The sequence below is a fragment of the Nocardia sp. NPDC057440 genome (assembly GCF_042802915.1).
Classification (GTDB): Bacteria; Actinomycetota; Actinomycetes; order Mycobacteriales; family Mycobacteriaceae; genus Nocardia.
The window spans coordinates 12,873-35,701 of the sequence record NZ_JBHVDF010000029.1; the positions used below are offsets into that span (position 1 = coordinate 12,873).

Below are 22,829 nucleotides of genomic sequence, written 5' to 3' on the forward strand. Positions count from 1 at the left end.
AAATCACGCCACAACATCGAAGGGGATCGACCGTCGCGGACCGGTCGCGATGTTGTGCGGCACCGACAGCGGCGCCCGCCCACGCGCGTAGCGCGGCGCCAGTCGAAGCCGAACCCGGCCGAGGATCGTGGCCAGCACGATCCGCAGTTCGTAGTCGGCCAGCGCTGCGCCGACGCAGCGCCGGTGACCTCCGCCGAACGGTGCGAACTCGAACGGCCCGTACCGGCGCTCGAGGAATCGCTCGGGCCGGAAACGCTCGGGCTCCGACCACACCCCCGGCTCGGAATGCAGCAGCGGCACCGCGACGCCCATGGTGTCGCCTGCCGCGAGTGGGACTCCGAGCAGCGAGAACGGCGCGGTGACCCGGCGCAGCACGATCGGCACCGTGGGATGCAGACGCAGCGTTTCCTGGCACACGGCGTCGAGATAGGCCAGACCCGCCAGCTCCAGCGGCGGCGCCCCGGGGCCTGCGGCCTGTATTTCCGCGCGCAGCCGCCCCAGTACCTCGGGTTCCCGATGCAGATGGAACAGTGCCCACACCAGCGTGGTCGCGGTGGTCTCGTGCCCCGCGACCAGCAGGGTGCGCAGCTGCTCGCACAGATCGGCGTCGGAGATCGCGGTGCCGTCGTCATAACACGTTGTCAGCAGCATCCCGAGGATGTCGGCCGATCGGCTCGCCTCGGTCCTGCGCCTGGCGATATCGGCCAGGATCAGTGCGTCGAGCCGGTCGCGCGCCGCGACGAACCGGTCCCACGGCGCCTGTCCGAACAGTCCGTGGCGCAGCACCGGCAGCAGCATCAGCGGCCCGGAAAACGCGGTGAGGAATTCGGCGATCGCGCTGGTGTAGGCGGCCCGCTGCTCATGGCTGTCCACGCCGAAGACGGCCTCCAGGATGACCCGCAGCGTTATGGCCCGCGCGGCCGCCCGTGAATCGATGCGCGTGCCCGGCCGCCAAGCCGGACCGGATTCTGCTGTGTCACCGGATATTTCGGCCAGCGCCGAATCGCGGATGAGCTCACCGTAGGCGCGGATGCGGGCGCTGTGGAAGGCGGGCGCGAGCAAAGTCCGGTCCTGCCGGTGCCGCTCGCCCGCGACGAGGATGAGCGACGCGCTGCCGACCAGCGGTTCGATCGGATTCGGACGCGGCGGTTCGAGCAGGTTGGTCGGTGCGCGAAACATCTCGCGGGCGCCCTCGGGCGTTCCGGTGAACAGCACCGAACCGAGGCCGGGAAAGCGCACGAAGAACGGATCTCCCTCGTGCGCGCGTCGCCAGCGGAAGTACCGCTCGAAATCGATGCCCGCCGCAAGTGCGTGTGCGACAACCAGCCTCGGCGCCCGTGGGGCGTCCGGTGCTGATTCACCATGCCGCGGTGCACCAACGTCCATACCTATAGGTACGAACTCATCGGCTTCGCGGTTCGACGCGCCGCATCAAGCCGACGGCTCGATCGGATCGACCACGACCTCCGTGGCCTGCCGATATTTGCGCACGGTGTTGCCTGCCATGGCCGCGACCTTCGCGAGCCGAGCGTCACCGAGCGCGGTGACGGCATTGCCGAGCCGGTTGGTGACGAAGGCGATCGACATGCCGAGCAGCGGGTCGGCATATGCGCCCGAGCCGCCGATGCCATAGTGCCCGAAGGCTTTTCGCGGCTGCTGTTTGGACATCAACACCGGGCGGTGATAGCCGAGGGTGAAGCGCAGCGGAAATCCGAGCACGTAGTCGCGGTGTTCGGACGGCTGCACCTGATTGATGGTTTCGATCGTCTCCGGCTTCAGGAACTGCACGGTTTCGATCCCCTGCGTGCCGCGGTCCACCTCGACCCGCCCGCCATTGGCGAGCGCACCGTACATTTTGGCCAGTGCGCGCGCCGAGAACACGCCGTTCCATCCCGGCATCACCGCATCGTGCACCCGGGGATCGCGGACCAGCTCATCGAAGCTCTCGGGCATGCCGGCCTCGGCGAGTCCGCGGATCGGCCGCACCCACGACAGCACTGAGGACGCGGTGTTCCAGCGGATTCCGGGCGGGCTCAGGTGCGGGAAGATCTTCGCGATCCGGTAGCGCTCGGATTCCGGTACCCGGAACCAGAATTCGTCGCTGCCCAGCGGTACGGCGATTTCCCTGCGCAGCACGTCGGTGAACGGATCACCGGTCACCCGCTGCACGATCTCGGCAACCAGCCATCCGAAGGTGATCGCGTGATAGCCGGAGGAGCGGATGCGGCGCGGGTCGGCCGGACTTTCGGCGAGGGCCCGCACCACCGCGTCGTAGTCGAGGATGCCTTCGCGGCCGGGCACCAGTCCGCGCACTCGGTGCAGCCCGGCCCGGTGCGACAGCACATCGCGCACCGTGATGTCGGCCTTGCCGTGTGCGGCGAACTCCGGCCAGTACTCGGCCACCGGCACGTCGTAGTCGATGAGCCCCCGTTCGGCCAGCCGGTGCACCACGGTGGAGGCGACGCCCTTGCCGGTGGAGAAGGTGAGCGCCACGTTGCCGCCGTTCCAGCGGCGATCCTTGGCCGCCCACCCGGCCCAGATATCGACGACGGGCCGCCCGTCGAGATAGATCGCGAGGGCGCCGCCGCCGCGGTTGGGCTGGGTGAACATGCCGAAGAAGTGGTCGGCCAGCCGGACGAACCTCGGGTCGACGAGCATTTCCCTGGGCGCTGCCAGTCGCCTGCCTGATGGTTGGAAGGCAGAAACCATGCGTCGCACCTCCTGACCGTGTGGACGGCCGAAGCGGGCACGAACTCAGCGGCCGGATGTTCAGCCTATCGCGGCGGGTGCGGTTTGCCAGCGACCGAACGGAGTCGCCAGGCAGGTGGCGCCGGTCGCCGAACTCCAGGCCAGGGCCGCCGATCCGAGGCAGACCACGGCGTTATCCGCGGATTCGACACCGGCGCGCGAACCGTCCAAGGCGATCGACGCCGCGAGGATCGGCGCGCCGGTACCGCGCCCGCCCGGATCGGAAGTCGAGGTCATGGCCAGCGCGTCCCTGCCGATTCCGATCGCGATCGGAATCCCGCCTGCACCTTCGCTCGCGCCGACGCCACCGGCGGCGCCGATCCCGAACGCGATCGTGCCGAAGGTCGCGTTCGCGTAGCCGACGCCGTCGTACCCCGCGGCGAGGGCTCGGCTGAAGGTATCGCTCGCGGCCCGGCATGCGGTGCGCCCATCGATGACGGTGATGTCGATTCCCTGGTCCGATGCGCAATGCACATCGGTTGCTGAGGCCACAGCCGGCAGCAGTAAGGAGGTGCCCAACGTGGCGGTCGTGCAGACGATTGCGCTGATCAGCTTCACGGACAACTCCTTTCACGGTGGAATTTCCACCATACTCAGATCGGTTGCTGGAAACGCGATTCCGCTGGTGGGCCGCCGCGCCGCAGCGGTACCGCGGGTACCGACCTGGCGCTGCGCCGTCTTCGACTCGACGTGCGCGCCGCGCATGGTGTATGCATGGCGTGGTATTTCAAGCTCTGCATTATCAACTTCGGATTCTGACGGGGGTGTGAGTTCGGAGCGTTACAGCTCGGGAGGACTGTTACGTGTCTGGTCGACTTCACTCGGGGCGGCTCGCTGTTGCCGCCGTCGCGGCGGTTGCCGCTGTCGCCGCAATCTTTGTGGCGGGATGTGGTTCCACTATCAGTGGTTCCGCACAGCCTGCGATGAGCAATGGAACGGTCGATGCGATATCGACAACAAGCACTCCGAAAACCTCGTTGGCCAGGCCGACGACCGGCAGGCCCACCCCGACCTCGGCGGATCGGGGCGGCAGCACCGACTTCCAGGCCAACGTCGGTGACTGTGTCACCCTGGGCGGCACGGTGTCCGACGCCACCATCGCCAAGGCGTCCTGTGGCAGCCGGGCATCGAACTACAAGGTGGTCGGCAAGGCTCCGAACAACAGCCAGTGCATCAGCGACCGCGACAACTACTACGCGGAAACTCTGAACGGCACCGAGCAGGGCGCGCTCTGTCTCGATATCGACTGGGTCGTCGGCGGCTGTATGGATGTCGGCGGCGAGGATCCCAAGCGCATCGACTGCACCGAGCGCGGCACCCAGCGCGTGAAGGTGACCAACATCCAGCAGAACGCCGACGATGCGGGCGCCTGTACCAGCGGCACCGGATTCACCTACCCGGTCAGGCATTTCGTGGTCTGCGTTCAGGAGCTCTGAGCAAGAGGGGTATCCCCAGTAGCGGTTACCAGCGGATTCCCGGCCCCTGCGGCTAGGTTGGTTGGGTGAGCACCCCGGAGCTGCCCCGCTTACATTCGGCCAAGGGCCGCTGGATCCTGCTGGCCACCATTCTCGGGTCGTCGGTGGCCTCGCTCGATGCCACTGTCGTCAACATCGCGTTGCCGCGCATCGGTGAGTCGTTGAACACCGATGTCGCCGGCCTGCAGTGGACGCTCAACGGCTACACGCTCACGCTGGCGTCGTTCATCCTGCTCGGCGGATCGCTCGGTGATCGCCTTGGCCGCCGCAAGGTCTTCGTCTGGGGCACCATCGGTTTCGCCATCGCCTCGGTGCTGTGTGGGGCCGCGGTGAATATCGAGATGCTGGTCGTCGCCCGCATCCTGCAGGGTGTGGCGGGCGCCATGCTGACGCCGGGCAGCCTGGCGCTGATCTCCTCGTCCATCGATCAGCGCGACCAGGGTGCGGCGATCGGGCTGTGGTCGGGGTTCGGCGGCGTCGCCGGTGCGCTCGGCCCGTTCCTCGGTGGCTGGTTGATCGACGTGGCGGGCTGGCAGTCCATCTTCTTCATCAATGTGCCGCTCGCCCTGGTCGTCGTACTGGTCGCACTGCGGCATGTGCCGGAAAGTCGCGATCCGAATGCCGCCGCGCGCCTGGATATTCCGGGAGCGGTGGTGGTCGCGCTGGCACTGGGCGCGCTGACCTTCGGTTTGATCGATGCGATGCCGCTGCTCATTGTCGCGGGTCTGTTGCTGCTCGCGCTGTTCGTGGTCATCGAAATGCGTAGTGACCATCCGTTGGTGCCGCCGTCGCTGTTCACGGGGTCGATGACGACGGAAGCGGGCGCTGCGCAAGCCGCCTCCTCCGGGCCGTTCCCTTCCGGCGGACGGGTGTTCACCGCCGCGAACCTGGTAACGCTGGCCGTGTACGCCGCACTCGGCGGCGTCTTCTTCCTCCTGGTCATGCAGTTGCAGCTGGTGGCCGGATACTCGCCGTTGATGTCGGGCGTCGCGACCGTCCCCGTCACGCTGATCATGCTGGTGCTCTCGGCGCCCGCGGGCCGTTGGGCCCAGGTGCACGGTCCGCGCATCCCGTTGACTGCCGGACCGCTGCTCGCCGCCGGTGGACTGGTGCTCTTGCTGCGCATCGGACCGGACACCACCTATGTGACCGATGTGTTGCCCGGCGTGCTGTTGTTCGGCCTCGGCCTGTCGGTGCTCGTCGCCCCGCTCACCGGTGCGGTGCTCGGTGCGGTGCCCTCCAGCGAGGCCGGTATCGCCTCCGGTGTGAACAATGCTGTCGCCCGCACCGCTCAGCTGCTCGCCGTCGCCGCGCTGCCCGGGCTGGCCGGGATCTCCGGATCGCTCAGCGACCCGGTCGAATTCGATCGCGGATTCGGTGTCGCTCTGTGGATCTGTGTGGGCCTGCTGGTGACGGGCGCGCTGCTGGCCGCGTTGCTGCTGCGCCAGCCGCGCCATACGCCGTCGCTCGACAACGTCGACTGTATGCCGCAGTGCGGAATGTCGGGTCCGGCAGTGGCGCCCGCCTTGCACGAAGCGGCCGCCAACGAAAAATGAGCGGGCCGCGCGGCCCGCTCATTATTTCCGGCAGCGGTGGATCAGATCGGGTTGAAGCCCGCGCCGATCCCGCCACGCGCGTTGAGGTCACCCATGATCGAGCTCATGTTGGTGCCGACCTCGGGCCCGAAGCAGGCGATGGCGAGGTAGGCGTTGACCATGCCGACCAGCGTGGTGCCGACGACGACCGGCGCGCCGGAATCGCCTTCCACCACACACATCTGCGACCAGGTCTCCATATTCGACCCGAAGACATCGCCCCAGGAGATGCCGCAGGTGTTGCCGGTGGTCCGGCCTTCCTTGCAGACGATCATCGGGAACCGGGCCGGGCCGCCGATTCCGGTGATGGTCACGTTGCCGACGCGGTTCACCGGGGTGATCTTGCCTGGCCCGAACTCGATGACGGCGTAGTCGAGATCGTGGTTGGAGTAGACGAACCGGCCGATCTGGCCTGCGCCGCGGTCTGCCTCGGCGTACACCTGAGCGCCCGGGTCGCCGCAGTGTCCGGCGGTGAGGCCGACAAGTCGACCGGCGCCGTCGTAACCCACTGTGGTGACTGTGCATTCGAACTGATTGTCGATGATGATCCCCGAACCACCGCCCACGACCGGCGGGGCGGGTGCCGCGTCCGCTGCCCCTGCGCCCGTCCCGAGCAGCGCCGCACCAAGAGCTACGGCGAAGGCGGCGTTGGCCACCTTGGCGAGTTTGCTGAACATGTCCCTCCAGACGTCGGAAATCCGCACGATATCAATCTGTCGCACCCATCGTGTCAGTATTCGGCCCCGGGCGCGTCATGTACTGGCCATGGCCGGGGGTGGTGCAGTGGCCACCTCATTTTTCGACATTTCAGGTCGAGCGTCTCTTACTACCGTAATAGCAGTCTTCTATAAGTAACACCGATCGCGCACCGAATTTGTGTTTCGGTGACAAGTTCGTTGTGCCGTGTCCGGTGTTCCGAAACAAATGAGATTTTCGATGAATATTATCCTCGTAATTGCGCCGAGATACTGAACATGACGCTGATCGGCGCAGGTGAACTGTAACTTGTTCTAGAAGATGGACGGTTAACTTTGGGCCCCGTACCAACGTCCGTGCCGCGTCTCATAGCTTTTCGCGAACAGTGACACGCATCTATGACTGCGATCACATGACGATGGTGTGTTCTGCACTACTCCGTAGTAAGGTGCGTCAAGCAATGCAAGTCGTCGGGGTTTGGTTACCGGCGTCGAGAGGGGTTAGCCAGTGCAGTCGACCAAGAGTCCACCGTCGGAGTCGCGGATGAGTGATGCGGTTGATTGGGTTAAAGGCTACTGGCAAGACCATCCGAAGCGTTCACTCGAGACCTTCGGCAGGCAGATCACCATGGGATTCGCCGCTGTTGCCGAGCTGTTCATCGCGATATTCCGACGCCGCTTTCCTTACAAAGAGTTCATCAAGCAGTGTGCTTTCATGTCGAGCGTCGCCGCGGCGCCGACACTGTTGGTCGCCATCCCGATCGGTGTCATCGTTTCCATTCAGGTCGGTGCGGTGGCAGGCCAGGTCGGTGCGACCTCCTTCATCGGCGCGGCCAATGGTCTCGGCATCATTCAGCAAGGCGCACCGCTGGTCACTTCGCTGATGATCGCGGGCGCCGTCGGTTCGGCGATCTGCGCGGATCTCGGCTCGCGCACCATCCGCGAGGAGATCGACGCGATGCGGGTGATGGGCGTCGATCCGCTGCGCCGCCTTGTCGCCCCTCGGCTCGGCGCCGCCATGTTGGTCAGTGTGCTGCTCTGCGGTTTCGTTGTTTTCGTCGGATTCCTGACCGGCTACATTTTCAATATTTTCGCACAGAACGGTACGCCGGGTTCGTACGTCGGCACCTTCTCCTCGTTCGCGGTGACCATCGATCTCCTTGTGGCACTGGTGAAATCGCTGATCTTCGGGTTGCTCGCGGCCATCATCGCCTGCGATACCGGACTCAATACCCGTGGCGGTCCCGGCGGAGTGGCGAACTCGGTGAACTCCGCGGTGGTCAGCTCCGCGATCATGCTGTTCGGAGTGAACCTCATCATCACCCAGATCTACAACGTACTTCTCCCCCCACAGGTGGTCTGAGCCGGTGTCATCAACTTATGTGCCGCCGCTGCTGCGGCCACTTCAGCAACTGAAGAAGTCCGCGCAGGCACCGGTAAATCTGGTCGCGCGCCTGGGCCACCAGGTGTTCTTTTTCCTACGGTCGATCGCGTCGATCCCGACGGCGCTCAAGCAGTATCCGAAGGAAGTGTGGCGGCTGCTCTCGGATGTCACCTGGGGCAACGGCAGCCTGGTCGTCGGCGGCGGCACGATCGGCGTCGTGCTGATCCTCAGCGCGTTCGGCGGCATGACGGTCGGCATCCAGGGCTACACCTCGCTGAATCTGCTCGGCCTCAGCCCGATCACCGGCGCCATCTCGGCCTTCGCCACGACCCGAGAACTGGGACCGCTGTTGGCGGCCTTGGCATTTGCCGCACAGGCGGGCTGTCGATTCACCGCGCAGCTGGGTGCGATGCGCATCTCCGAGGAGATCGACGCGCTCGACTCCATCGCCATCAAGCCGCTGCCCTACCTGGTGAGCACCCGGATGTTCGCGGCGATGGTCGCCATCGTCCCGCTCTACTGCCTCGGCCTCTCCATGGCCTACATCTCGTGCTCGCTGACTGTGCAGCTGATCGGAGGCACGTCGAGCGGCACCTACGCGCACTACTTCTATCAGTTCCTCATACCGACGGACGTGCTCTACTCACTGGCCAAGGCCATGCTGTTCGTCGCGATCACCACGTTCATCCAGTGCTATTACGGCTTCTTCGCCTCCGGTGGGCCGGAAGGCGTCGGTGTCGCCGCGGGCCGGGCGATCAAGATGTCCATCATCGCGGTGGTGTTCGCGGACCTGTTCATGACGTTGGCGATCTGGGGCGTCAACCCCGGCATCCGGATTTCTGGGTAGGGCGAGATGATCATCGATCCGAGCGGGCGCGGACCCACCATGCGGCAGTTGCTCATCGCGGGCGTCTGCGGCTTGGTCGTCTTCGCGCTGATCCTGGGCTTCCTGATGGCCCGCTACCGCGGCTATTTCGTGCCGAAGGTCAATGTGGTCGCCAATTTGACCACCACGGGCGACGGACTGCCGAGCCAGGCCGACGTGAAGTTCCGCGGTGTGCTCGTCGGGGCCGTCAAGAACGTCAACGTGGCCGCCAAGGGCGAAGAGCAGAAGGTCCAGATCGAGCTGAAGCCGGAGTTCGCAGGCGACATCCCGTCGAATGTGACCGCCCGCGTCGTGCCGAGCAACCTGTTCGCCGTCACCTCGGTCGAGCTCGTCTTCAACGGACCCGCTGACCAGTACCTGCACGAGGGCTCACAGATCGAAGAGGACCGCAGCCAGGGCACCATCGCGCTGCAGGACACGCTGACCACGGTCCGCACCATCCTCGACAAGATCGACCCGGTGCAGTTCGGCCGTGTACTCGGCACGCTGTCGCAGGCGCTCGACGGCAGCGGCCGGATGCCCGGCTCCACCGTCGAACGGCTGGATCGCTGGCTCACCGCGGTCGACGAGTCGATCCCGAATCTCGGTGTGCTGCTGGATGATTTCTCCCACTCGTTCCAGGCGCTCAACCAGTCCGCGCCGGAACTGCTCGACGTGCTCGGCAGCTCGGTGAAGACCGCGCAGACGATCGCCGACCGGCGGACCGCGCTGATCGCGCTGATCTCCAACGGCGCGGGCACGGTGGACACCGTGAACGCGCTCTTCGCGCGCAACGGTGACGTGGGCAAGCAGGTGACCGCGGGCACCAGCGACATGTTCGGCGCGCTCGCGGCCGATGCGAACTCGATCCCGGAGGCGATCGAGAGCCTGAACACCTCGCTGCGCAAACTGAACCAGACCTTCCATTGGGGCCCACAGCGGCAGATGGTGTGGAACGCAGGCGTCACGTTCACCCCGTACAAGCCGTACACCTTGGACGACTGCCCTCGCTACGGCAGTCTGCCCGGTCCGAGCTGCGTCACGGCACCGACCTTGGCCGACCCGGGCTACCTGCCGGAGTCGATGCGGCCGCGGGCGCTGGATTCGGCGGCCGGCCTGCCGAGGCTGCCGCTGCCCGCGGGTCTGCCGGACATACCGGGTGTGACCACTCCGGGTGGCGCCGCGGACGCCGCCGGTGTGCCAGGCCCGAACGGGCCGAGATCCTCGAGTCCGTTCGCGGGCACACCGCTGGAAGGACTTTTCCCCCAGCTTTTCCCGCCCGCACCCGGCGGCTCCCCCAACCCCGCGCCTGCGGCTGTGCCGGTGCCGGAGCCGGGGCTGCCCGCGCAGCCGGCCCGCGTACCCTCGGCCGGTCCCATTGCCTACGAAGGAGATGCCGCGATCACCGCGCTGCTCGGGCGGCGACCGACGACCGCCGAATATCTGTTGCTGAGTTCGGCGCTGCGTGGGGGAACCCTGCAGGTCACCGAGAGCGGTGAGGGCAAGTGAGCGTTCGCAAACCCCTGATCGGATTCGGTCTGTTCGCGTTGGTGTCGATCCTGGTGACCGTGGTCATCTGGAACACCCTCGCGCGCGTCGTCGACGGTGACACCAACAGCTACACGGCCACGTTCACCGATGTGCTCGGTCTGCGTGAGGGCGACGACGTCCGCATAGCAGGCGTGCGGGTCGGCAAGGTCGAGAAGATCGAACTCGACAGCAAGAACGACGCCAAGGTGACGTTCATCGTGCAGCGCAACCAGACGGTGTACGACGACACCAAAGCCCTTGTCCGCTACCAGAACCTGATCGGCCAGCGGTATATCGCGCTGGCGCCGGGCAAATCGGCGAGCCCGGCCGCACTGAAGAACAAGGCGAGCATTCCGCTGGAACGTACCGAGCCGTCCTTCGACGTTTCGGCGCTGCTCAACGGATTCCAGCCGCTGTTCCAGGTATTGCAGCCCGAACAGGTGAACAGGCTGTCGGAGACCTTCATCCAGGCATTGCAGGGTGACGGTGTCTCGTTGAGCGCGTTCATCACTCAGGCCGCGACCCTGGCCACGGATTTCCAGCGCCGGGACGCGATTCTCAGCGATGTGATCACCAACCTCAGCGGCGTGATGCAGGGGTTGGCCAAGCGAGGTGATGAATTGGAGACCTTGGTAACCCAGACGCGGTCGCTGATCGGCGGTCTGTACGACCAGGGGCAGTCCCTGCAGCAATCCACCGTGCAGATCGCGGATGCGACCAGCGCCCTGGTCGACATGATCGCAGTGGTGCAGCCGAAGATGAAGACGGCGCAGGACTCGACGAGCGCCGCGCTGACGCTGCTGATCGCCAACGGCGCCAAGCTCGACCAAGCGGCCATCGACCTGCCGGGGATGCTCTCGAACCTCGGCAAGGCCACCCAGGACGGCGCCTACGCGAACGCCTATATGTGCAAACTGGATGTCTCGCTGTACGGCATCCTGCTCCCGCGCGGTCTGCTCACCCAGATCGGCGGCAACGGACAGTCGGCGGTGTGCCGCCCATGATGACGAAAATCAGATCCAGGTTCGACAACAACCGGAACTTCTGGCTCGGCGTCATCGGCGCGGTGCTCGTCCTCGGGCTGCTGATCGGCTCGAGTGCCTACAGGCTGATCGGTGTCGGCGAGAAGACGGTGAAGGCCGAATTCGCCCAGACCGCGGGAGTCAAGGTCGGCGACAAGGTCAATGTGGCCGGCGTTCCGAGTGGCCGGGTCGCGGATGCGAAGCTCGAGGGCGGGCACATTCTGCTCTCCCTGAGCGTCAATGACGATATCGAGCTCGGACCGGACGCCAAGGCCTCCATCAAGATGGCCACGCTGCTCGGCGCCAGGTACGTGGATCTGGAGCCGGGTGACGGTTCGGGTTTGAAGGGCAATCGGATTCCGCTGTCCAACACCTCGGTTCCGTACAACCTCGCCGATGTGGTCGAGATCGGCACCCCGAAGTTCGAGGCGCTCGACACCAAGAAGCTGGCCACCTCGCTGGACATGATCAACAAGCAGATGGGCGATTCACCGCAGCTCACGGCACAGGCGCTGGACAGCATCGGCGTGCTGGCGAAGGTGATGGACGCGCGCAAGGGCGAGGTCGACGGCCTGCTCAAGGATCTCAACCGGGTCACCCAGATTCTCGGCGACAACCGCAACAGCGTGCTGCTGGTGATCACCCAGGGCGAGGCGATCGCCAACCGGGTGATGGAGCGTCAGGGCCTGCTGCGCCAGCTGCTGGACAATGTCGCGACGCTCAGCAGGCAGTTGCAGGAGATCGGCGCCGCGAACGACAACCAGCTCGGCCCGACCATCACGCAGCTGAACACCATGGCAGAGGGTCTGCAGAAGAACAAGGACAATCTCGACCGGCTGCTGCAGATCATGCCGGTGTCGGTGCGCCAGTTCAACAATGCGTTCGGTAACGGTCCCTACGGTGAGGTCGGCCTGCCGTGGGTGTTCCCCGATAACTGGTTGTGCTTCGCCCACATGATCGAGGGATGCCAGGGATGAACCTCAGGACCATCGCCAAGACCGTCGCGATCAGCGCCGCGGCGCTCGCGGTCGGCAGCTGCTCGATTCTGCCGAGCTCATTGAACAACGCCTTGGGCAACCAAATGCACATCACCGCGGACTTCGAGAACATCGCGGGTATGTACGAGGGCAATCCGGTGACGGTGCTCGGACTGGAAGTCGGCAAGGTAGACAAGATCATTCCGAAGGGCACTCTCGTCGAGGTTCACCTCTCGATCGACTCGGGGGTGAAGATCCCGAAAGACGCGATGGCCGCGATTGTTTCGCCGTCCATCGTGACCGATCGGCACATCGAGCTCACCCCGGTCTACACCGAGGGCGCCGCCATGTCCGACGGCGCCCACCTGCCGAAGGCGCGCACCAGGACGCCGGTCGAGCTGGACACGATGATCAAGACCATCGATCAGTTCGCCGCCGCGCTGAAGCCCGAACCCGGTACCGAAGGCCTCGGCCCACTCTCGGGCCGGGTGCTCTACCCGATGGTGAACGGCCAGGGCGCGAAGATGCGCGACACACTCAATGCGCTCTCCGGCGCGCTGAAGGTCGGTGTCGACAACAAGGACGCGGTCTCCAACATCATCGTCCAGCTGAACGAGCTGACCACGATGTTGGCCGAAAACGACCAGTCCGTCCGTGATTTCAGCAATCGGATGACGCAGATGACAGGTCTGCTCGCGGATCAGGCGCCCGGCCTACAGGCGACGCTGCAGCAGCTCAACGACTTCCTGAACAACACAAGTTCGGTGTTCGTGCAGTACCAGGATCAGCTGTCGAGCTCGCTCGCCGGGCTGACCAAGGTGACCGACCAACTGCGCGCCAATGCGCGCGGCGTCACCGAGGTCGTCGATCTCGCGCCGCTGCTCATGCAGAACCTCGATCGGTCGGTGAACAGGGAAATGGGTTACATCCGGCTGCACGGAAATATCCAGACCTTCCTCAACGGCGAGCTGTTGAGCGTGTTCTGCGAACGGATTCAGATGAAGCCGGACGGATGCCGAACCGGGAGGCTCGAGGACCTGGGACCCGACCTGGGAATTACGGCGGCACTGCTGGGGATGACCAAATGACCAACCGGCTGATGAAGAACGCAAGCCGCACGCTGATCGCGCTGGCGGTCGCGACCGGTGTGGCCGTGACCTCCGGTTGCGGATTGACCGTGGAGAAGCTGCCGCTGCCCAAGCCGGGTGCGAGCGGCGAAACCTACACCGTGCACGCGGTTTTCGAGAACGCGCTGAACCTGCCGGATCAGGCCAAGGTGAAGATCGGCGGTTCGGATGTCGGGGTGGTCTCCAACATCAGGACGAAGAATTTCCAGGCCATCGTCGATCTGACTATTCGCAAGGACATCGAGTTGCCCCTCGGCAGCACCGCCGAGCTGCGTCAGGCCACACCGCTCGGTGATGTCTTCATCTCGGTGTCCAAGCCGAAGTCGGCGCCGGGTACGCAGATCCTGCACCAAGGTGACACGCTCGGTCTCGACAAGACCTCGGCGGGCGCCACGGTCGAGGAGCTGCTCATCTCGGTCTCCATGCTGTTCAACGGCGGCGGTGTCGCCGCGCTGAGCAAGCTGGCTTCGGAGCTGGATTCGATCGTCGGCGGTCGCGGTGAACAGATGGCACATCTGATCACCGAGATGACCGGTGTCGTCACAAGTTTGAACGACAACACCACCCGCGTCGACAATGTGCTCAACCAGTTCAGCGCGCTGGCGACGACCATCGAGACAAGGCGCTCGGAACTCGGTCAGGTCGCCGACACGCTGCCACAGATGATCGGCGCCGTCGCGGAGAACAACCGGGCCATCGGCGATTTGCTGACCAAGATTTCGACGACCAGCGCGGCGCTGGGCGACTACTCCAGCAGCTCGGGCGGTCAACTCGCCAGCCTGCTCGACAATGTGCACCAGCTGATGGACGCGCTGGCCAGGACCGAACAGAATTTCGGACCAGCGCTGGATGCGCTGCACACGATGAAACCCGGTGTCGACGCGTCGTTCCGCGGCAACAGCCTCGCCGTCTACGCGACCGCGACGAACCTCGACCTCAGCGTGCTGAGCGACCCGGCGCACGGCAAGATCCAGGATCTTCGTGACGTGGGCGATCTCGCGGGCAGCCTGATCACCGTCCTGCAGTTGATCCAAGCCCGAGTGACGGGGGCCTACAAGTGACCTGGCTGAAGAACCTGTTCGGGCGCAAGCTCCTGTTGTCGAGCATCGGTCTGGTGCTGGTGTTCCTCGTCGGCGCCTCCTATCTGCTGGTGAGCGTCATGCGGGTGAACCCGCTGAAGTCCGACTACACCGTCACGGTGAATCTGGACCGCTCGGGCGGTCTGCAGCCAGGCAACGATGTGACGCTGCGCGGATACCGGATCGGCAAGGTCACCTCGATCGAGCTGACCGACCGTGGCCAGTCCATCGCCGCCAAGGCCCAGATCGACTCGAAGTACAAGATTCCGGTCGATACCGCGATCGCGGTGCAGGCGCTGTCCGGTGCGGGCGAGCAATACGTCGATTTCCGGCCCGGCACCGAGCAGGGGCCCTATCTTCGTGACGGGTCGGTCATCAAGTTCGATCCGGAGAAGATCAAGACCCCGACCCCGGTGTGGTCGGTGCTGGACAACTCCAGCGCGCTGATCGCGCAGATCGACCCGGACAAGTTCGGTGCCATCCTCTCCGAGCTCGACATCGCGCTCAGCGGCGGCCCTGATCAGTTGCGCGGCATGGTGAACGGCATCAGCCTGGCCATGGCCGGCTTCGATTCGCTGCTGCCGCAGACGCAGAACCTGATCAGCAATCTGCGCATCATCGCCGACACCACCTCGCACGCCCAGCCCGATCTGGCCACGCTGACCCGCAATTCGGGTGCGTTGTTCACTCAGTTCAACAACGCCAACGCCGAATTGCAGACGATTCTCGAGCAGGCGCCCGGCCAGCTGACCAGTCTCGGCGCGGTGCTGGACAAGACCGCGGACCCGATTACCAGTCTGGCGGCCAACTTCTCGGCGATGACCAAGGCCGCGCAGTTGCGCATCCCGGCGCTGCAGGCCCTGTTCCCCTCGTTGACGGTCGGTCTGTCGGCGGCGGGTGTGCCCGCGCACGACGGCGAATTCTTCACCATCGCCGACATCTGGGTGCGGCCGATCTGCCAGTACAAGCACGTGCCACTGCGCAACGAGGTCATCCAGGACGGCTCGCTGCCCAAGTGGAACTACTGCGAGAGCCCGCCGCCCGGACTGCAGATTCGTGGTTCGGCGAACGCACCGCGACCGAACGTTCCTGACAATGGCGCCCAGATACCGCCCAACGTGGATCCCAATGAAATGACCCTCCCGCCGGTGCGGTGAGCCGACCACCGCTGGCGACTGCTCGCAGGTCGCTCGAACAACCCGCCTCGGCGGCGCTTGCGCCGGGCGGGGATACTCGCCCGCAGAGTGCGAACGGTTCGCCGTATGCGAGCTGACAAGGCTGAATCGGCGTGCCAGAGCGCGCCGGGAAAGTGCAGGATTGTATCGATGTCCAACGATGATGCTGGAACCGACAACCCCGAATCGAAGCGGGACCCGGGGGCCGGGGACACCACTGCCGCCGACTCCGCAGCACCCGACAGCCCGGTAGCCGACGATAAGACAGTCGAGCCCGGAAAGTCGGAGGCCGCGGCAACTGCCGCCGCGGACGAAGATGCTGCCGCCGAGACCGAGTCGGCCGAGAAGAAAACGGCGAACGCCAGGCCTGCCGCCGATACCGCCAAGGGCGGCTTCGGGGCTGTTCCGTTGGTCGCCGCCTTCGTGGCGGGCATTCTGCTGGTGGCCGCGGTGGCCGCGGTCGTCGTGTTCTATCTGCAGGCCACCGACCGCGGCGACAAGCTGGACGCGCAAGCCGACGCGACCAAAGCGGCCTGCGAATACGGCCGTCTCATCTCCACGTATGACCCGGACACCATCGACGACTATCTGAAGAAGGTGGACGCCGCCTCGACCGGCGAGTGGAAGGAAACCTTCGGCAAGCTCGGCCAGGACCTCAAAGGTGTGGTCGTCGATGCGAAGGCCAAGTCGTCGACCTACGACATGCAGTGCGGCTTCCAGTCCGGTGACACGGACAAGGCCACCGTGCTTGTGGTGATCGGCCAGACCACCACCAATGTCAACATCGCCGCGGCGGGCAAGCCGCCGAGCCGAGTCGAACTCGTCGTGGTCGCGGGCCTGGAAAAGGACGGCGACAAGTGGCTGGTCAACAAGTTCGACCTGCCGATCCTCAAGCAGCTCGGCAGTAACTGACCCGGTCGAAGCGCCTCCGGCGGTGGGTTGAGACACCACCGCCGGAGGTCTTTCGGGCGGTCCTGCGCTCCGTTCGCGCCGACGGACTCAGAACAGGGTCAATGTCTGAGGCGCCGCCGGGGCGACCGGCTTCCCCGCGGACCGCGGCCCGGGAGTCTTTTCTTTGACGGGCTCGGCCATTTCGACCGGCTTCGACAGTTCGACCACCGTCGGCAGCTCGGGCACCGTTGGCAGTTCCGCGGCCGCCACTTCGCTGCCGGCGGCCGTCACCGCGGCCTGTCTGGCCGCCTCGCCCGCCAGCTTGTCGGCCTGCTCGTTGAAGTAATTGCCGACATGGCCGCGGACCCAGCGGAACCGGACCGGCCCTGGCCTGGAGGCGATGGCTCTATCGATCTGCCTGATGAGCTCGACATTCTTCACCGCGCCTCCGGTGGAGGTGCGCCAGCCGTTGACCCGCCAGCCCGAGATCCACTCCGACGCGCATTTGATCGCGTAGAGCGAATCGCTCTCGATGAACAGGGGTTCTTCCCCGGGATGCGCGAGGATCGCCTCGAGCACCGCGCGTAGCTCCGCGACCTGATTGGTCCCGGACGCGGCTCCGCCACTGCGGGAAGAGCCCTGATGATTGACCCACGCCCAGCCGATGGCGCCACCGGGGTTGCGGAGGCAGGATCCGTCGGTGCTCACGATGATCATGGCTGGCACCCTACGCAATCCGACCGACAAGATCGGTACCGTGGAATTCCTCTATCTCCCTTCGCAACTGAGACTCGGTGCGGCGCAGCGCCGATTTCACGGCGGAGTCGACCAAACCGAGGCACAGGCGACCGACGAGGCCGCTCGGTGGAGCGTACTCCGCCTCGGACGTCAGTACTGACCGTCCGTAGCCGAGTGGATCGAATCTGAGTGTCAGTGTTCCCGATAGCCGTCCGCGCAGCGTGTAGCCGATCACCACATTGCGCCGGTACTCAGTGATCTCGCAGAGCACCGTCGGCCGCCACCAGGCCAGCCGCGCCGTGGTCGTGTAGTTCGCCCCGAGGCCGTGATCGATCTCCCCGGTCGGCTCGAAGCCGGCGACAGCGAACATCCAGTCCGGCACGAACAGATGGTTGTCCGTGTAGGTGAAGGCAACCTCGACAGGCGCTCCGACGTCACTCGCGTACTTGATGTGGCCCATCAGGCCCTCCCTGTTCCACGGCTGCCGCTAAAAGTACTACAGTTCTCCTCTTTATTGGAGGGGTTGCCGAGGATTCGGTTGGACGGCTTTCCGCGTCGCAACCGGGCGGTTGCTTGGTTGCCGGATGGTGTCGGATCAGAGTTGATCGACCAGATGCTCGGCGATCGGCATGGCCGAGGTCGCCGCCGGTGACGGCGCATTGAGCACGTGGATCGACCGCGGCGTGCGCTCGATCATGAAGTCGTGCACCAGAGTGCCGTCGCGCAGCACCGCCTGCGCCCGGATCCCCGCCTCGCGTGGCCGCAGGTCCGCGACCGTCAGCTCGGGACAGTAACGCCGGCATTCGGCCAGGTAGCCGCGTTTGAACAGCGAGTTGCGCAACTCCCGCACTCCCGTGCGCAGATGGGTGCGGGCCACCCGGTGGACGCCGGGGAACCCGAGCACCTCGCGGGCGTCGCGGACATTGACGCTGCCCTTGCGGTAGCCCTCCCTGGCCAGGCCGAGCACCGCGTTCGGGCCGACGGTCAGCTCGCCGTCGATGGTCGGGCTCAGATGTACACCGAGAAACGGCAGGTTCGGATCGGGGATCGGATAGATCAGTGTCCGAACCAGCCCGGCGCGGTCGGCAGGCAGTTGGTAGTACTCGCCGCGGAACGGCACGATACGGAAATCGGTGCGCAGGCCCGCGAGCGCGGCCATTCGATCGGCCTGGAGACCGGCACACACCACCAGGGTGCGCGCGGTCCAGGAACCGGAAGGGCCCGCGATCGTCACCGCGTCAGCGGTCTCGGTGATCGCATCGATCTCGGCGCCGAGCACGATCTGCCCGCCCGCCCGCCGGATCTCCTCGGCAAGCGCCGTGGTGATGCGGGTGTAGTCGACGATGCCGGTGCTCGGCACGAACAGCGCCCCGACCCCCGTCACGTGCGGTTCGCGGCGGATGAGTTCGGCGCCGTCGATCAGTTCGACCTCTACCCCATTGGTCACTGACCGCTCGTGCAGCGCGAGCATTCGCTCGTATTCCGCGGCGTCGGTGGCCACCAGCAGCTTTCCGCACACCTCGAACGGAATCCCTTGCGCCGCAGCGAAATCCTTCGTCCACTGCGCACCCTGCCTGCACAGTTTCGCCTTCAAACTGTCCGGCGGATAGTAGATGCCGGAATGGATGACGCCGCTGTTGTGCCCGGTCTGATGGGTGGCCAACGCCGCGGCCTTGTCGACGAGCACCAGGCTGGCCCCAGGATGGCGCTCGAGAATCCGATGCGCCGTCGCCACGCCGACGATCCCGCCACCGATCACGCAGAAGTCTGTTGCTCCCGCGCCTCTCCGCGATTCTTGCCGGTCGTGGGTGTCGCGACGGTTTTTTCGTCGCGGGCCGGCGGTCGTGGGGTTGGGTCGGGTTCTGGGCGTGCCCGGTGAGTCAGCTCCCCCGCCTCTCCGCGATTCTTGCCGGTCGTCGGTGCCGTGACCGTTTCGTCGCGGGCCGGCGGTCGAGCGGTGGGGTTGGGTTCTGGGCGTGCCCGGTGAGTTACCCATGTGCATACGAAATCAGTTGTTGCCGTGTGTCGGCAACTGGATGTGGTCCTGCTTAGGTCAGACGTTGATGGTGCTCGGCGCGGTTTTCAGGGTCGGGCGCGGTGTCGAGTCCACAGGTGCGACCGGAGTTTCGGGTGCCGCCGTGTCGCCTGTCGTCGTGCTGGTGACTACGGATTCCTGCGGCATCGCGTTCGGCGCGTCCTTTGGAGTCGGTGCGGGGTAGCGGTTCATCCGCAGCGCGTGCTCACCCAGGGCCGGGTCGGAAAACGTCACTGTGACCTGACCGTGGGTGTCGAGTTCGGTGCGCACCTGCGTCGTCGCGGCGGGGTCGTTGTCGACGCCGAGCCGGTCCCGGATCGGTGCGGACAGCAGGAAGTCCGACAGCACGGTCAGTGCGTTGGTGTCGACGGTGAAGACGACGGTGTCGGCGCGGACCGGGGTCAATTGCGCACCGACATAGGCGGTGCCGAGCCGGAGCTTTCCGGCCAGGCCCGCCGAAGTGTCGACGGCCGGATCACTATGCGGTGCAGCGATATTCGGGGACGCGGCGGTCGTATCGGGGGGTATGCGCACGAATAGCGCAGGGAGATCGCGACTTCCGCTGGTCAGCACGGCTTTGGAGATGGTGGGGCCGGCGTCGGGGGTGATGTCCTCGGCGGTCGCGGTGGGCGGTGCTGAGAGTTCGCTGCCTGCCCGGTGGGTGTCGGCCATCTGGTGCACGATGTAGGCCCCGGAGACGACGGTGAGGCTGAGGCTGGCTGCGCCTGCGAGCACGATCGCGGCATGCCGAACGACCTGAGCAGGCTTGTGTGCAGTCACGATGCTTTTTCCTTCCCTCCGCCCCTGCTCCCCTTGCAGCGCGGCCCGCATCGTTGAAAGCCGTACACTTGTCCAGGTTACGGTGTTGCCTGTGGGGCTGCCGATCGGTGAGAGCAGCATCACAAAGCCGGGCGAAGGGCGTCATCAGCGCCGGGATCGCGCATATTTTTCGCGTGTTCGATGTTTCCAGCAGCTGACGGGCGGGTAAACCCAGATAGCTGGCGAGCGCCATTCTCGACTGCCACATCGAGACACCCCGGCCAACGGCGTCCGGCCGTCGACACGTACGGCGCACCCAAGTGTGGCGCTCGCCCGCTCCCGAAGCTTGTGATCGGGTGGTCGGGAAGTACAGCGGGTCAGGCGAACTGACCCGCTGTTCGGCCCTCTCCGGTGTTTCCGGCAAACGCCTGCGCGATCGCCAGCCAGTCCGCGGCGTCCGCGCCGACGGTCTCCAGCGCCAGGTCGTCGCGATGGCGGCGCTGTGTCGCCAGTAGGCAGAAGTCGAGTGCAGATCCGCTGACCCGCTGTGCGGCATCCTCTGGGCCCCATGTCCACAGGGCGCTGTCCGGTGCGGTGAGTTCTACTCGGAATTCTTCGGCAGGCGCGGTCTTGCCGTGCACGGAGTAGGCGAAGTTTCGGGTGCGCACGCCGAGGTGGGCCACGGTGCGCAGCCTTGCGGTCGGTGTTCTGGTCACGCCGAGGGCGTCGGCCACGTCTTGGCCGTGTGCCCAGGTCTCCATGATCCTGGCGCTGATCATCGACGCCGCGCTCATCGGTGGGCCGAACCAGGGCAGCTTGGTGCCCGCGGGCACCGCGCGCAGGGCGGTGGCGAGGGTGGTCCGGCCCCGGCGCCAGCGGTCGAGCAATTCCGGTGGCGGCGTGGTGGCGGCGGCTTCGGCGGCCTCGTCCACAAAGGTCAGCGCCTTCGGTGCGGCCTCGGCCAGCAGGTGCGCGAAGCCGGATCCGTCGGCGGCGGCGAGGATGGCCACCTCGTCGGTCCAGGCCAGATGGCCGATCTGATGCGAAATGTTCCACCCTGCCGCAGGCGTGGGAGTGGACCAGTCTGCCGACGCCAGCGGCGCGACCAGGAGTTCGAGATCCGCGCATTCCGCTTCGAAGTCGCCGAGTAGCGCGTCGAGGTCAACCATGTGTTTCCTTGCCGGTCGCGGGCACACTGCTCGGTGCGCCGTCGCGCTTCAGCATCGCAGCGGGCTCAGAAAAATGCAAGCATGCGTGCTTGTATTTTGGGTGAGGTGCTTACCAGCCGAAAAGGAGCAGGTGGGTCGCGCCGACGACCAGGCCGAGCAGCGCGCCGTGCAGATAGAGCAGCCAGGCGTCCTGCTCGACCGAGGCGTAGAACATCTCCATGAACTCACCCGGTGTCAGGGTCTGAAGCTTGCGGGCGGCGAATTCGTCGATCTTCTTCGCCTGCTCGAGGGTGAACGCCTCGTCCTCGACCAGGCTCGGGGCCAAGCCGACCGCCGCGCCTGCCGCGCCGACCTTGAGGTTGTCGAACTGGCGGCGTCCGAAGGCCGCGCGCACCAACGAGGTGGTCGGGCCGAGTTGGCGATGGATCTCGTCGGCGATCAACCGCTCCAGCAGCTGGCGAGTCTTGTCACCGTTGGGGCCCTCGAGGAGTTCCTTCGACAGATTCGGCAGGGTCAGCACCTGATAGGCCAGAATGTGCGCGAGGTCGGTCGCGGCCTGTGGCTGTCGCTTGGCCAGCAGCGCCTGCCGCCACAGGTACTTGTAGCGCGGTTGCGGATCACCCGGCTCGAACACCATCTTGACCGCGATGACATTCACGATGACGCCGATCGCCGCACCCGCGAGCAGCACGATCACCCAGCCCGGCACCCAGCCGAGCACCGGAATGTGGCTGTGCGCATGCAGATACAGAGCGAGCAGCAGGCCGAACGGTGCGCCGAGCAAACCGACCCGCACCATGAACTTCAGCTCGGGCGCCGCGATGGTGGTGGTCAGGTCCTTCAGGATGTATGGATTCTCCCGCAGGTACCGGATGACGAAACTCTTGATATCGATGAGCTGATCGACATTGTCGCCGAGCGATTCGAAGGCGCGCCTGCACAGTGCGGGTAGTTCGCGATCCACTCTTTGATAGACCAGCTGCTTCATCGCGCGTGGCATGGTGCGCCACAGCTCCGGGTTCTCCCGGTACATCAGCTCGTCGACCAACGGCTGCACCTGTTTGCTCGCGAGTAACGCTATGTAGTCGGCGATTCCGTCCAAATCCAGTTCATGGATGAAATCCTTCGGGCTGCCGATCCGCATCAATGCCTTGTCGACACAGATACTCGCCATCTTTTCCGCGCGTGCCGGAATGAATCCCTGGAATCCGAGCCTGCGACCGTCTCCCGAAAATGTCGGCAGCACCTGGACCCGGCGCGGGAAATAGGGATACAACACGTGCAGGCCCGGGATTCGGATACCGCGGAATACGATCGGCCAGAACAACATCAGCACGCCGGTCCAGTTGGTGAGCCAGCCCGCCAATGCGCTGAAGATAGGGAATGTAATCAGATCGACGGTGAACTTGGACTGCCCGGTCAGATTTTCCCAGTCTATGAATACACCGGAGGCGATCACTGACATCGCGGGGTCCCCCTAGTGCTGACCGGGTAGTGACATATCGAGGCCCCAACATTCTCATTGGCTCCTGCGGGGTGTCAACGCGGGCCCGATGCGGTCGTGA

21 protein-coding genes are annotated in these 22,829 nt (G+C 65.4%); 11 read left to right on the forward strand and 10 right to left on the reverse strand.

Going from position 1 to position 22,829, the window contains the following annotated elements:
* Positions 1 to 3 precede the first annotated feature (3 nt).
* The 3 genes from ACFU4Z_RS34880 to ACFU4Z_RS34890 are packed head-to-tail and all read right to left on the reverse strand — an operon-like array spanning position 4 to position 3,306.
* Complete coding sequence (locus tag ACFU4Z_RS34880) at positions 4 to 1,386, reverse strand: cytochrome P450 (RefSeq protein ID WP_379072224.1); 1,383 nt, start codon at positions 1,384 to 1,386, stop codon at positions 4 to 6.
* 45 nt (positions 1,387 to 1,431) lie between these two features.
* Positions 1,432 to 2,709, reverse strand: a complete 1,278-nt coding sequence (locus ACFU4Z_RS34885; RefSeq protein ID WP_379072227.1) for a serine hydrolase domain-containing protein — start codon at positions 2,707 to 2,709, stop codon at positions 1,432 to 1,434.
* Positions 2,710 to 2,769: 60 nt separating this feature from the next.
* The gene (locus ACFU4Z_RS34890; RefSeq protein WP_379072230.1) at positions 2,770 to 3,306 is read right to left on the reverse strand and encodes a DUF6764 family protein; all 537 of its coding nucleotides are present in this window, start codon (positions 3,304 to 3,306) and stop codon (positions 2,770 to 2,772) included.
* 365 nt (positions 3,307 to 3,671) lie between these two features.
* On the opposite strand from ACFU4Z_RS34890, the gene ACFU4Z_RS34895 reads away from it, so the two are divergent.
* Both ACFU4Z_RS34895 and ACFU4Z_RS34900 read left to right on the forward strand, forming a co-directional pair.
* A complete protein-coding gene (locus tag ACFU4Z_RS34895) occupies positions 3,672 to 4,184 on the forward strand; it encodes a hypothetical protein (protein ID WP_379072233.1) in 513 nt (170 codons plus the stop codon).
* Between the two features lie 65 nt (positions 4,185 to 4,249).
* The gene (locus ACFU4Z_RS34900; RefSeq protein ID WP_379072235.1) at positions 4,250 to 5,779 is read left to right on the forward strand and encodes an MFS transporter; all 1,530 of its coding nucleotides are present in this window, start codon (positions 4,250 to 4,252) and stop codon (positions 5,777 to 5,779) included.
* A gap of 41 nt (positions 5,780 to 5,820) precedes the next feature.
* Here ACFU4Z_RS34900 and ACFU4Z_RS34905 read toward each other — a convergent pair whose 3' ends face one another.
* The gene (locus ACFU4Z_RS34905; protein ID WP_379072238.1) at positions 5,821 to 6,495 is read right to left on the reverse strand and encodes a S1 family peptidase; all 675 of its coding nucleotides are present in this window, start codon (positions 6,493 to 6,495) and stop codon (positions 5,821 to 5,823) included.
* A 562-nt stretch (positions 6,496 to 7,057) separates the two neighbouring features.
* Between ACFU4Z_RS34905 and ACFU4Z_RS34910 the strand changes: the two genes are divergently transcribed.
* The 9 genes from ACFU4Z_RS34910 (at position 7,058) to ACFU4Z_RS34950 (ending at position 16,584) form a co-directional block, all read left to right on the forward strand.
* Entirely contained in the window at positions 7,058 to 7,876 is an 819-nt protein-coding gene (locus ACFU4Z_RS34910; protein ID WP_379072241.1) for an MlaE family ABC transporter permease, read from the forward strand.
* 4 nt (positions 7,877 to 7,880) lie between these two features.
* Positions 7,881 to 8,744 (forward strand): ABC transporter permease, encoded by an 864-nt coding sequence (locus ACFU4Z_RS34915; protein ID WP_366528488.1) that lies wholly within the window; start codon positions 7,881 to 7,883, stop codon positions 8,742 to 8,744.
* Between the two features lie 6 nt (positions 8,745 to 8,750).
* The gene (locus ACFU4Z_RS34920) at positions 8,751 to 10,271 is read left to right on the forward strand and encodes an MCE family protein (protein WP_379072245.1); all 1,521 of its coding nucleotides are present in this window, start codon (positions 8,751 to 8,753) and stop codon (positions 10,269 to 10,271) included.
* On the forward strand, positions 10,268 to 11,296 hold the full coding sequence (locus ACFU4Z_RS34925) for an MCE family protein (RefSeq protein WP_379072247.1): 1,029 nt from the start codon (positions 10,268 to 10,270) through the stop codon (positions 11,294 to 11,296). The genes ACFU4Z_RS34920 and ACFU4Z_RS34925 overlap by 4 nt, the downstream gene beginning before the upstream one ends.
* Positions 11,293 to 12,291, forward strand: a complete 999-nt coding sequence (locus tag ACFU4Z_RS34930; RefSeq protein ID WP_379072249.1) for an MCE family protein — start codon at positions 11,293 to 11,295, stop codon at positions 12,289 to 12,291. Before ACFU4Z_RS34925 ends, ACFU4Z_RS34930 begins: the two co-directional genes overlap by 4 nt.
* Entirely contained in the window at positions 12,288 to 13,379 is a 1,092-nt protein-coding gene (locus ACFU4Z_RS34935) for an MlaD family protein (protein ID WP_379072251.1), read from the forward strand. Before ACFU4Z_RS34930 ends, ACFU4Z_RS34935 begins: the two co-directional genes overlap by 4 nt.
* Positions 13,376 to 14,479 carry an MlaD family protein gene (locus ACFU4Z_RS34940; protein ID WP_379072253.1) on the forward strand — a complete coding sequence of 368 codons (1,104 nt, stop codon included), beginning with the start codon at positions 13,376 to 13,378 and terminating at the stop codon, positions 14,477 to 14,479. Before ACFU4Z_RS34935 ends, ACFU4Z_RS34940 begins: the two co-directional genes overlap by 4 nt.
* Before the next feature lie 5 nt (positions 14,480 to 14,484).
* Entirely contained in the window at positions 14,485 to 15,654 is a 1,170-nt protein-coding gene (locus tag ACFU4Z_RS34945; protein ID WP_379072321.1) for an MlaD family protein, read from the forward strand.
* Positions 15,655 to 15,822: 168 nt separating this feature from the next.
* Positions 15,823 to 16,584: a hypothetical protein gene (locus ACFU4Z_RS34950; RefSeq protein ID WP_379072255.1), complete on the forward strand. Its 762-nt coding sequence runs from the start codon at positions 15,823 to 15,825 to the stop codon at positions 16,582 to 16,584.
* 87 nt (positions 16,585 to 16,671) lie between these two features.
* Here ACFU4Z_RS34950 and ACFU4Z_RS34955 read toward each other — a convergent pair whose 3' ends face one another.
* The 6 genes from ACFU4Z_RS34955 to ACFU4Z_RS34980 form a co-directional block, all read right to left on the reverse strand.
* Complete coding sequence (locus tag ACFU4Z_RS34955; RefSeq protein ID WP_379072257.1) at positions 16,672 to 17,280, reverse strand: ribonuclease H; 609 nt, start codon at positions 17,278 to 17,280, stop codon at positions 16,672 to 16,674.
* 10 nt (positions 17,281 to 17,290) lie between these two features.
* Positions 17,291 to 17,761 (reverse strand): SRPBCC family protein, encoded by a 471-nt coding sequence (locus ACFU4Z_RS34960; RefSeq protein WP_379072260.1) that lies wholly within the window; start codon positions 17,759 to 17,761, stop codon positions 17,291 to 17,293.
* Positions 17,762 to 17,896: 135 nt separating this feature from the next.
* Positions 17,897 to 19,060 (reverse strand): L-2-hydroxyglutarate oxidase, encoded by a 1,164-nt coding sequence (lhgO, locus tag ACFU4Z_RS34965; protein WP_379072264.1) that lies wholly within the window; start codon positions 19,058 to 19,060, stop codon positions 17,897 to 17,899.
* 294 nt (positions 19,061 to 19,354) lie between these two features.
* Entirely contained in the window at positions 19,355 to 20,116 is a 762-nt protein-coding gene (locus tag ACFU4Z_RS34970) for a hypothetical protein (protein ID WP_379072266.1), read from the reverse strand.
* A gap of 356 nt (positions 20,117 to 20,472) precedes the next feature.
* Positions 20,473 to 21,264, reverse strand: coding sequence for a TIGR03084 family metal-binding protein (locus ACFU4Z_RS34975; RefSeq protein WP_379072268.1), 792 nt, complete (start codon positions 21,262 to 21,264; stop codon positions 20,473 to 20,475).
* 109 nt (positions 21,265 to 21,373) lie between these two features.
* Positions 21,374 to 22,729, reverse strand: coding sequence for a hypothetical protein (locus ACFU4Z_RS34980; RefSeq protein WP_379072271.1), 1,356 nt, complete (start codon positions 22,727 to 22,729; stop codon positions 21,374 to 21,376).
* Between the last annotated feature and the right edge of the window lie 100 nt (positions 22,730 to 22,829).